General features: G+C 36.8%; 7 protein-coding genes. All 7 read left to right on the forward strand.

Going from position 1 to position 12,208, the window contains the following annotated elements:
- Nucleotides 1-4: 4 nt before the first annotated feature.
- The 7 genes from BLE01S_RS01020 (at nt 5) to BLE01S_RS01050 (ending at nt 12,193) form a co-directional block, all read left to right on the forward strand.
- Entirely contained in the window at nt 5-2,299 is a 2,295-nt protein-coding gene (locus BLE01S_RS01020; protein WP_066136233.1) for a glycoside hydrolase family 3 N-terminal domain-containing protein, read from the forward strand.
- A gap of 325 nt (nt 2,300-2,624) precedes the next feature.
- A complete protein-coding gene (locus tag BLE01S_RS01025) occupies nt 2,625-3,560 on the forward strand; it encodes an ABC transporter permease (RefSeq protein WP_231955933.1) in 936 nt (311 codons plus the stop codon).
- A 16-nt stretch (nt 3,561-3,576) separates the two neighbouring features.
- Nucleotides 3,577-4,470: a carbohydrate ABC transporter permease gene (locus tag BLE01S_RS01030; protein ID WP_066136236.1), complete on the forward strand. Its 894-nt coding sequence runs from the start codon at nt 3,577-3,579 to the stop codon at nt 4,468-4,470.
- Between the two features lie 213 nt (nt 4,471-4,683).
- Nucleotides 4,684-6,255: a type 2 periplasmic-binding domain-containing protein gene (locus BLE01S_RS01035; RefSeq protein WP_066136239.1), complete on the forward strand. Its 1,572-nt coding sequence runs from the start codon at nt 4,684-4,686 to the stop codon at nt 6,253-6,255.
- A gap of 114 nt (nt 6,256-6,369) precedes the next feature.
- Nucleotides 6,370-9,450, forward strand: coding sequence for a beta-galactosidase (locus tag BLE01S_RS01040; protein ID WP_066136241.1), 3,081 nt, complete (start codon nt 6,370-6,372; stop codon nt 9,448-9,450).
- Nucleotides 9,451-9,570: 120 nt separating this feature from the next.
- Nucleotides 9,571-10,893: a glycoside hydrolase family 125 protein gene (locus tag BLE01S_RS01045; protein ID WP_066136244.1), complete on the forward strand. Its 1,323-nt coding sequence runs from the start codon at nt 9,571-9,573 to the stop codon at nt 10,891-10,893.
- A 241-nt stretch (nt 10,894-11,134) separates the two neighbouring features.
- Nucleotides 11,135-12,193 (forward strand): Gfo/Idh/MocA family protein, encoded by a 1,059-nt coding sequence (locus BLE01S_RS01050; RefSeq protein ID WP_066136247.1) that lies wholly within the window; start codon nt 11,135-11,137, stop codon nt 12,191-12,193.
- The last annotated feature ends 15 nt before the right edge of the window (nt 12,194-12,208 follow it).

The raw sequence follows: 12,208 nt of genomic DNA on the forward strand, positions 1-12,208 counted from the left end.
CTAGATGAGATATAAAGATAGCTCTCTTTCTATTGATGAACGTGTGGAAAATTTACTATCCCATATGACTCTAAAAGAAAAAGTAGGACAGCTTAATCAGAAAATGTATGGTTGGAATGCATATAGGCGCACAAAAGACGGTATCAAATTAACAGAAGAATTTAAGAAGCAAGTGACATTTGGGGAAGGGATGGGGGCATTATACGGTTTATTCCGTTCAGATCCTTGGTCAGAAGTTACGTTTGAAAATGGTATTCCTCCCCATGAAAGTGCCAAAACAGCGAATCTCGTGCAGCGTTATGTAAAAGAAAACACGAGATTGGGCATTCCAGTGCTTTTATCTGAAGAGTGTCCTCATGGCCATCAGGCACTAGATGGAACGATGATTCCAACTAATATCGGTGCAGGCAGTACTTGGAATCCAGAGTTGATGGAAGAAGCTTATGCACATGTGGCCGCGGAAGTCCGTTCGCGCGGCGCTCATCTAGGTCTGATATCCACTTTGGATATATTACGTGAACCTAGATGGGGGAGATCAGAGGAATGTTATAGTGAAGATCCTTATTTAGCGTCCCAAATGACAGTAGCAGCTGTAAAGGGGATGCAAGGAGATGGATCTGACATACATAAGCAGGATAAAATTATTGCGGTGTTGAAGCATTTTGCAGCACAAGGGTCTGGTGAAGGTGGGAGAAATGCTGCTCCAGCTAATATAGGTGAAAGGGAATTACGTGAGATACATCTTCCAGGCATGAAGGCAGGTGTAGAAGCAGGTGCCCTTGGATGTATGGCAGCTTATAATGAAATTGATGGGATACCCTGCCATGCTAATGAAAAGCTATTAACGAAAATCCTTCGAGAAGAATGGGGATATGAAGGGATTGTGATGGCGGATGGGGTAGCGATTGATCGCTTAGTCATACAGGCGGGTGATTATGAATCGGCAGCGGCGATGGCACTAACAGCCGGAGTAGATTTAAGTTTATGGGATACTTCTTTTACAACATTGAAGCAAGCAGTGAGAAACGGGAAAGCGAAGGAAGAGCTCATTGATCGAGCGGTTCGTAGAATACTACGTTTAAAATTCTCTTTAGGTTTATTCGATCAACCATTTATCGATGAAACAGTATCGGTAAATGTAGTTGGCAATGAGTCTTTTCGCCAAGTCAATTTACAAGTCGCAAGAGAATCTATCGTGTTATTGAAAAACGAGGCAGATATCTTACCACTAAGCAAAAATACAAAAATAGCTGTAATTGGACCGAATGCTAACCAAATATACAATCAGCTAGGAGACTATACAGCAGTTCAAGCAAAAGAGAAAGGCATCACAGTACTTCAAGGTATACGTAATATCGCAGAATCAGAGGTCATTTATGCAAAAGGATGTAGTATTAGGGATGAATCAAAAGCGGGCTTTGATGAAGCGATTGTAGCTGCTGAACAAGCGGATGTCGTTGTCCTCGCATTGGGTGGCAGTAGCATGCGTAATTTTGATATTCAATTTGACACGAATGGTGCAGCCATTATTTCTGGGAATTCCAGTGAGATGGATTGTGGGGAAGGAGTTGATCTAGCCGATTTACAATTAGGTGGTGTGCAAGGGGAATTAGTGAAGGCGATCGCTGCAACTGGTAAGCCAATCATTACCGTTTTAATTCAAGGCAGACCACATGCGGTCACAGGCATAATGGATGATTGTGATGCTATACTTTGCGGATGGTATCCTGGAGAAGAAGGCGGGCAAGCGATCGGAGAAGTGCTTTTTGGAGATGTGAACCCTAGTGGAAAACTACCTGTATCTTTACCGAGATCATCCGCACAGCTTCCGGTTTATTATAATCATAAAGATCAAGGGAGAGAATTGCTTTATATCGATACAACGGCTGCACCGTTATTTCCATTTGGCTATGGCTTAAGTTATACGCAATTTGAATATAGCAATCTACGACTTGTCCGATCTGACATACAACTAAAAGAAATAGAAAATAATCAATTAGTGGAAGTACGAATAGATATAACAAACGCTGGGAAAATGGCTGGTGCAGAAGTGGTTCAGTTGTATATTAAAGATTTGGAAGCCAGTGTGACTAGAAGAATAAAAGAGTTAAAGGGGTTTAAAAAGATCTGGCTTAAAGCAGGTGAACAAAAAACAATTACGTTTTTAATAGGAAAAGAGGAATTGGCAATTTGGAATGACGAAATGAAATTTGTAGTAGAGCCTGGGAATATTAAAGTAATGGTTGGCAGTGATTCGATGAACACACAGGAAATTAATATACAGTTGAAGGAGAATTAAATATTCGTTTTTCAACTATGAAAAAACCATGTAGTAGTGTTTAGCTACATGGTTTTTTTTACATGTGTCAAATCTTACTTCAATGTGTAAATCATTCAATAATGCGAAAACATTGACTTGTAAGTGTTTTCATCCATTTAAAATCTACACATTTACAAAGTTGTAGAAAGCGCTTTAATATAAACTTAGAAACACCAATAAAAAATAGTAGTTAGGGGAGGTTGGATTTTTGAGTGCTCTTAAAGAACAAATAGTAGACACAACTACTTCGCCTCTAATAGGAGAAGTGAATGTAAAGAAGGAAAGAAAAAAGTTGAATATGGACATGAATGATCCGGATTTCAAGCGAAGACAAAAAACATATAAAAGAAAAATGATTTTTCAAAACTGGCAGCTCTATCTTTTTGCACTACCACTAGTAGCTTATATTATTGTTTTTGCCTATTTTCCAATGTATGGGATACAAATTGCATTTAAAGACTTCAACCCAGTTGATGGGATTTTAGGAAGCCCCTGGGTTGGATTTAAGCATTTTGAGCGTTTTTTTAATTCATATTATTTTTGGGACTTAATAAAGAATACAGTCGGAATTAGTCTTTACAGTCTTTTAGCGGGATTCCCAATACCAATTATATTGGCGCTTTCACTTAATGAAGCAAAAGATGGGATTTTTAAGCGAACTGTACAGACTGTTACATATGCTCCTCATTTTATTTCGGTTGTTGTTATGTCAGGAATTATTATTACTTTCTTAACGCCATCAACTGGAATTATTAACTTCTTTATACAGGCCTTGGGATTTGAGCCAATTTCATTCTTAACCGAACCAGGTTGGTTTAAAAGTGTTTTTGTATGGTCAGGAATATGGCAAAGCACAGGGTGGGGGACGATTATTTATCTCGCAGCATTGGCGGGAGTGGACCCTGAACAGCATGAGGCTGCTACGATAGATGGTGCAACAAGATGGCAGAGGATATGGCACATCAATCTACCAGCAATCATACCGACAATTATTATTCTACTCATTCTTAATGTGGGAAGCTTTTTATCAGTAGGTTTTGAAAAAATACTATTACTTCAAAATGCATTAAATATGGGTTCTTCCGATGTAATTTCGACGTTTGTTTATAGAATAGGACTTGTTGAAGGACAATATAGCTTTGGTGCTGCTGTTGATATATTTAACGCTGTAATTAATGCGTCCTTATTGATCACAGTAAACTATATAGCAAGGAAGAAATCAGAAGCTAGCTTGTGGTAAGAAAGGAGATAAAAATATGATTAAAGATACATATTCGGATAAAATATTTAAAGTTTTTAACTATTTATTTCTATCATTAGCGTTAATCATTGTTTTGTATCCGATTATCTTTATTGTTAGTGCTTCAATCAGTAGCCCAAAATTCGTTAACTCTGGAGAAATGTGGCTCTTACCGAAAGGTCTAACATTTGAAGGATATAAAATGGTTTTCCAAAATCCACAAATTTGGATTGGATATAAAAATACCTTGATATATACTTTTTTAGGAACCGCAGTCAATTTGTTAGTAACAATCCCGGCGGCATATGCATTATCGAGGAAAGATTTTGTCGGACGTGGGTTTATAATGGGGCTTATGCTTGTCACAATGTTCATTAGTGGAGGATTAATTCCAAGCTATTTACTGATCAAGAGTTTAGGGCTCATTGATACGATTTGGGTTATGATTCTTCCAGGAGCTGCTTCGGTCTACAATGTCATTGTATGTCGGACATTCTTTCAAAGCACAATACCTGGTGAACTTGAAGAATCGGCGAGAATGGATGGGGCTGGTAACTTTACATTATTCTTGAAGATTATCGTACCGCTGTCTGCACCAATTATCGCTGTTATGGCTTTGTTCTACGGAGTAGGGCATTGGAACAGTTATTTCAACGCATTGATTTATATTAGAGATCAAGATTTATATCCTTTACAGCTAGTACTCAGACAAATTTTAGTACTGCAAGAAATGAGTGCAGAAATGACAATGGATGCATCTACAGTGGAAGCGCTCCAAAATAAAGCTACCATAGCAGATACTGTCAAATATGCAGTAATCATTATTGCGACACTTCCATTAATTGTCATATATCCATTTATGCAAAGATTCTTTGTTAAAGGAGTTATGATCGGGTCAGTAAAAGGATGATGAAGATGCATTCATTTAAGGAGGTGGTTTGAAAAGAGTTGGTTGAATCCATTTTATAATGTTCGAACAAAGTTAAAGTTTTATATTAACGAATGATTAAAAGCACATTTATATGAGTATACGGGTTTGTGATTTGGTTAAGCAATTATGAAATTAACTCAGTTATCAATGTTTTAATAAATAAATTTAAATGTGAATTTTAGGGGGATAACAATGAAAAAAAGTATATCAGTTTTTATGGTTATTTTGTTGTTAGTTGGCGTATTGGCTGCCTGTGGATCTAAAGAAAAAGCAGGAAAATCAAATGATTCAAACGCAAAAAATGTTGAAGTGAAAAAAGAAGGTTTTCCGATTGTAGATGAGAAAATCACACTTTCTATGTTTGGACCGAATGTCGGGGTCGCAAAATGGGAGGATATGAAGTTTTTTCAGGAAATGGAAAAGAAAACGAATATTGCATTTAAATTTAATACACCACCAAATGAAAGTTTTGAAACACAAAAGAACTTACTCTTTGCTAGTAATGAGCTTCCAGATGTATTCTATGCGGCGGCGTTAACGAATAGTGATGTCACTAAATACAGTGAACAAGGCTTATTAGTACCTTTAGAAGATTTAATTGATGAATATGCACCAAATATTAAAGCAATGCTTGAACAATATCCTGATATTAAGAAAACAATTACTGCGCTAGATGGTCATATCTATACATTACCAGCTGTTGACCGCACATTACCTTGGAATATTCATCCAATGTGGTATAACGGTGACTTCTTAGAAGCTTTGGATGTGAAAGAATTACCTACTACTACTGATGAACTGTATGAACTATTGAAAAGAATCAAAACAGAAGATCCAAACGGTAATGGGAAGCAAGATGAAATTCCATTAACAGCTGCAGAGATGTGGGATATTAGACAGTGGTTTATGGGCTTCTTTGGAATTAATGAACTTGCACAAGGCGTGTATGATGGAGAAGTCAAATACGGCGCAATCCAACCAGAATTTAAAGAATATCTAGAATATATGAATAAACTATGGGAAGAAGATTTGTTTGACCATGAAGCATTTTCTCAAACAGGGGAACAAAAAGGTGCGAAAGGTAAAAATAATCTAGTTGGTCTATTTGCAAACTGGAGTCCGGGAGCGTTTAAGGGAACTGAAGAGGGAACGAAACACCCAATGATGCAACCTGTAACCGGTCCTAACGTTGATAACCCAGTGATTCCTATCAGTCCTGGACAAAGTATTAACCAATTTGCTATTTCCAAAGTAAATAAATATCCAGAAGCAACAATGCGTTGGATCGATTATTCTTATTCACCAGAAGGAGCTGCGTTCTTACATGGATTGGATGAAGGTGATGTGTGGGAGTATTCTGATGACGCTAAAACAAAACGAAAAATGAAAGAAGGGGCAGAGGATATTCGTGGGACATTAACACCAGCATACGGAATTCCAGTTCCTATGTGGACAAATGAAGAGTATGCAGCTAGTCTTGCTGGTGAGTATGATCAATTCAGAGATAAAGAAACAGAAGAGAAAATTCTTAAGTACGGGCAAGTCGCATTGCCACAATTATTCTTGACAGCAGAGGAATTGGATCAAATTGCAGGTATTAATGCAGACATCGTTGCCTATGTAGAACAAATGGAAGCGAAATTTATTACAGGCGCGGAGCCAATCTCTAATTGGGATAAATATGTAAAAACAGCTAAAGACATCGGTATAGATAAGATTGTAGAAGTTTATCAAACTGCCTACGACCGTTACGAAGCTAATTAATAATGATCAGATTAGTTCAATCACTGGATAGGTCTAATCAGTGATTGAACTATTTTATTTATAAGAGGTTGAGCTTGATAGGTATAATTTAGTTTGGTAAAGGGTGGGAGAAGAATGGACACAGTTGTGTTGTTTTATGATGAGAATTTTCCATATGCAGGGGAGCGTCCCGAAAAAACATATGTAGAGAAAATGAACAAACTATTTACATTGGTTGCAGCGGATGAATTAGCAGATACTTTAAAAGATCCAAAGATTACAAGTTTTATCAATTTGCATGGACCATATTTTCCGAAACAAGCATGGCCGACAATATTGCAATATCTGAAAAAAGGAAAAGGTATTGTCCATTTTGGTGGTATCCCTTTTCGGATTCCATGTAATCTGATTGATGGTCAGTGGCAGGAAGAAAGGGAACAAACAGCATATCATATGCAGATGAATATCCATGAAGCACTACCGGTAAAAACGGAACAAGTAGAGCTCTTGCAGGCAAATCACGATATTCAGCTATTAAATGGGTTTGAAGAACTATTCACTATTGAGGACACATATAATTTTATTTTACATGTTTCAAAAGTAAGTACGATCAAAGGTGAAATGGGTTCGAATGGACCGATGGATGCTAGAATTTATCCATTGTTGAAAGGATTCAGTCCTGAGAATAGGGAGATTGCTGCACCGATCGTATTAATGGAAAATTACCGCGGAAATTTCACAGGCGGCCGTTGGGTATTTATTAACCAGCAGTTGAAAGCTAGTTTCTGGCAAGATAAAGGAATCGACTTTATCGAAGGAGCAGCAGGATTTGTTTCATCTGGCGTAACTGAAATGTGGTTAAAAACAAACTATGCAACATATGAAATTGGAGAACAACCAGTCATTTCATTGCAGTACCAGTCTATTAATAGTTATGAAAGAGAATGGACATATGAAATTACAATTAGCAAAGAAGGTGAGGTAAAGTATCATCATCTCTTTACAGCAACAGTTGACCAGTATTTAAATATCACTAAATTATATCCTGATATTGTTGTTGAGCCAGGTTTATTTGAAATCGATTGTATTTGTACATCAGATAACCAAGAAAGAATAGTGATGAGGCAGGGATTTTGGGGTGTTGATCACGCTTTATTAGCACAAGGGGAAGCACTTACATGTGATCGTGATTATTTCCGTAAAGGGGACAAGCCATTTCCAATTGTTGGTATGACTTATATGACATCAGATGTTTCTAGATATTTCCTTTATTTGCCGAACCCAGCAGTATGGGATCGCGATTTCGCTCAAATGAAAAAAGCAGGTATCAATTATGTCCGTACAGGAGCATGGTTTGCGTACCGTAATATGATGTTTGTCGATGGACATGTAAATGAAGAAGTATTAAGGGCACTTGATGCTTTTATATTAGCTGCTAAAAAACATGATATTTACGTAACACTATGCTTCTTTTCATTTACTCCAGAAACATGGGATGGAGAAAATCCTTATCTAGACCCACGAAGTGTAGAAGCGCAAAAAAGATTTATCGGTACAATTATTCAACGTCATCAACAAACTAAAAATGTGAATTGGGATCTCATTAATGAGCCATCTATGTTCGATCCAGCAAATGTTTTCGCGGGGCCAAGGACGAATCATGATCGTTTTGAAAAACAAGCATATCAAACATGGCTACAAGCTAAGTATGAATCAATTACAAAACTTCAAGAAAACTGGAATATGACTGCAGCTGAACTGCCATCATTCTCTAGCATTAACCCGCCGGCACCAAGCGAGATTAATTCACATATTCAAAATATGGCTTCAGGAAAAAAAGGTTTAAAATGGTTAGATTATACATTGTTCACAATGGAGATGCATAATCAGTGGGCAAAAGAACTTGCAGCGACAGTCAAGCATTATACACCTAATCAACTAGTAACGGTTGGTCAAGATGAAGCGCTTGCGGGACAGCGTCCTTCCGCGTTTTTCTATGAGGAAGTTGTTGATTATACAACAAATCATTCCTGGTGGATGATGGACCAACTCCTTTGGGATAGCATTTTCACCAAAACGCCGAATAAGCCTAATTTAATCCAAGAAACTGGCATTATGTATGTAGAACAACCAAATAATATCGCCAAACGCAGTGAAGAAGAATTAAGAAATATTCTAGAAAGAAAATATGCTTACGCATATTCAGGAGCAGGTGCTGGTGCCGTTCAGTGGATATGGAATACTAACTACTTTATGGACAATGTGAATGAGTCTAATATCGGTACGTTACGAGCAGATGGTACAGAAAAGCCTGAAACAAATGTATCTTATGACTTTGGCACATTTATGAAAGAAGTTGGCCATATTTTTGAAAAACGTGAACTGGAAGATATCGCTGTCATTTTCCCTTATTCAAATGATTTTTCGAACAGACGAATGGCATTTTCTGCAACGACAAAATTAACGCGTGTCATGGCTTATGAATTGAATATTCCATTCAGAGCATTAAGTGAATATCATCTTGAAGCACTCAGACAAGATACACCAAAATTGATTATCGTTCCAAGTGCACATAATTTTCAAACTGCAGCATTTAATGAGCTCCTCAATATTGTCGAGGAAAAAGGATCGGTACTATTGTTTACTGGCCCATTAAATATAAATGAGTTTTGGGAAAAAACGAACCGTGCAGCACACCTTGTTGGTGAAACAGTGACAGGAAATATTAGACGAGAAGAAATGATGATGCTCCAAAATAGAGCGCATAGCTTATCATTCCCAGATTTACGGATCGCCGAGGTAATGAAAGAAGTTCCGACAGCTAGTGAAAAGCCAAATACAGTTAAAGAATATGCAGTCGGTAAAGGAAAACTGATTTGGAGTCCAGCACCAATTGAATTAAATGAAAGAACGGAGCCATTAATAGCTCTATATAATTATGCAATCGACCAAGCGCATATTTCCTCACATTTAGAATGGGTTCAAGGAGATTATCCTGGTGTATATGGAAGAAAACTATCATTAGCAGATGCCGATTTATTCGTGTTTGTATCTGAATTTGGTGATGATACAACGGTAGAAATTACAAATCCAACTAATCAAGCAAGCTATGAATTTATACTTGAAGCAGAGCGCTCGGTTTTATTTGCAACAGATAAAGTTGGCAACATTATTGGTATCTATCGAAAAAATGAAATTTCGATTAAAACGAAATAATATGAGGCGTAAATGTTAATAGAAGAAACAGGGAAAATGATGCATTAATTGACGATGCAATAAAAAGAGTATTGCCTTATAAAATAATTTCAGCAGGCTGTAGCTTGGAGGCATTGTAAAATGACGAATAAATTAACGATCCCAACATCATTAATGAATATAATTAACATCGTAAAAGAAAAGTTTCCCAAAGATGAAAAATTACTAGCAATGTTTGAGCAATGTTTTATTAATACGTATGAAACAACACTAAAATCGCAAGAGGATGGTACGACTTTTGTGATAACTGGCGATATTCCTGCAATGTGGTTACGTGACTCAGCGGCGCAAGTTCGTCCATATTTAATAGCAGCGGAAGAAGATCCAGTGATTGCAGACATGATCAAAGGTGTGATCACTCGTCAATTTCAATATATTAATCAAGATCCATATGCAAATGCCTTCAATGAATCTGCAAATGGACAAGGTTATCAAACAGATGACACAGATATGTCGCCGATTGTTTGGGAGAGAAAATATGAAATAGATTCATTATGCTATCCAATCCAACTTGCCTATCTTTTCTGGAAAGCAACTGGGCGAACGGATCATCTTGATCAATCATTCAAAGATGCCTTAGGGAAAATACTCCATGTATGGAAAGTAGAACAGAATCATGAAAATGAATCACCATATTCCTTCGAACGGGATGATTGGAGATATTACGATACGCTTACTAGGGCGGGAAAAGGCAGCGAAACTGGAAAGACAGGTATGACATGGAGTGGTTTTAGACCAAGTGATGATTCATGTTTATACGGATATTTAGTTCCTGCTAATATGTTTGCAGTAGTCGCTTTAAAATATGCTGCTGAAATTAGCAGAGATGTACTTGCTGATACAGTGATACAGACGCAATGTGAGCAATTAGCAGCAGAAATTAATGAAGGGATTGAAAGGTTTGGCGTGTTTGAACATCCGATTTTCGGAAATATTTATGCGTACGAAGTCGATGGTCTAGGAAAATATAATTTAATGGATGATGCGAATGTGCCAAGTTTGCTATCTATGCCATATTTAGGCTATTGCGACTATGACCAAGAAACATATAAAAATACGCGTAACTTTATTTTAAGTCGAGAAAATCCTTACTATTATGAAGGGAAAAAGGCGAGAGGGATTGGTAGTCCACATACACCAGGACAATATGTATGGCATATCGCATTATCTATTCAAGGAATGTCAGCAACATCAGAAAAAGAAAAGCAAAGAATTCTGGAAACATTAAAAACGACTGATGGTGGGACAGGTTTCATGCATGAAGGTTTTCATGCCGACAATCCAGAACGTTTTACGAGAGAATGGTTCTCATGGTCGAATTCTATGTTTAGTGAATATGTATTAAGCTTGTGCGGTGTTGCAGTAAAAGGTACCCCTTTATATAATAGGTTAAACTTAAAGTAAAAGAGACTAGTTATTTATATTTTCTTTCGTAGACTAGTGAAACGGAAAACCAAGATGAGAGGACTGACCGTATCTTTAATAATATTAAGTAAGAAATTTAGCAGGAAAAGAAAAAATGAAAAAACATTAAGTTTTTTAACTATAGCTAATCAATATTTACTATATTAATGGTTCAATCTTTACTATAATAGAATATGAAAGAAAGCGTTTTAATACATAATAATTATTGGGAGAGAGAAAAATGAAAAAACTAAAAATTGGTGTTGTTGGTGCAGGTTCATTATCGGAAGCTCATTTAGGCGCATATAAGAAGAATTCAGATGTAGAGTTAATTGCAATTTGTGATTTAATAGAGGAACGCGCGCAAGAAAAGGCTGAAGCATACAATATTGCGCATGTGTATACGGATTATAATGAAATGCTGAAAAATCCCGAATTAGATGCTATTAGCATTGTAACTTGGAATAATACACATAAAGAAATTTCGATAGCAGCACTTGATGCTGGGAAACATGTACTTTGTGAAAAACCATTATGTATGAATCATGAGGAAGCATTAGAAATTAAAGCAGCTACAGAGCGTAGTGATAAGAAGTTCATGGTTGGATATGTTCGCCGTCATGCTTCCAATGCAGTGATATTAAAAGATTTTATCGACAAAGGAACTTTAGGTGACATTTACTATGCAAAAGCATCGATTTTAAGAAGATTAGGAAATCCAGGCGGTTGGTTTTCTGATAAATCACGTTCCGGTGGTGGACCTTTAATTGATATCGGAGTGCATGTTATTGATCTCTCTTGGTATTTGATGGGAAGACCAAAAGTGAAATCCGTTAGTGCGAACACTTACAATAAATTAGGCAATCGTTCAAATATAAAATCATTATCTTTTTATAAAGCAGCGGATTATTCCCCAGAAAATGATGTAGAGGATTTGGCGAACGCTTTAATTCGTTTTGAAAATGGTGCTTCTCTAATGGTTGATGTGAGTTTTTCTTTACATATTAAAAATGACCAAAGCAGTGTAACAATTTTTGGAGATAAAGGTGGAGCAGAGGTAGAGCCCAATTTATCTATCGTTCATGAAGCGAATGATATTATTCTTAATAGCTCTCCACAGATTGATCACGCAACATTTGATTTTGGGGAAGGTTTCCAAAATGAAATCAATCATTTTGTTCAATGCTGCTTAACAGGGGAGAATCCTATTGGTGGGATTGATGATGGCGTGGAAATGATGAAAATATTAACAGCTATTTATGAATCAGCAGAGAAACAACAAGAAATAAGTTTTGAATAATAAAGGAGGTTACCT

It is taken from the genome of Lederbergia lenta NBRC 16444, assembly GCF_001591545.1.
Classification (GTDB): Bacteria; Bacillota; Bacilli; order Bacillales; family Bacillaceae_C; genus Lederbergia; species Lederbergia lenta.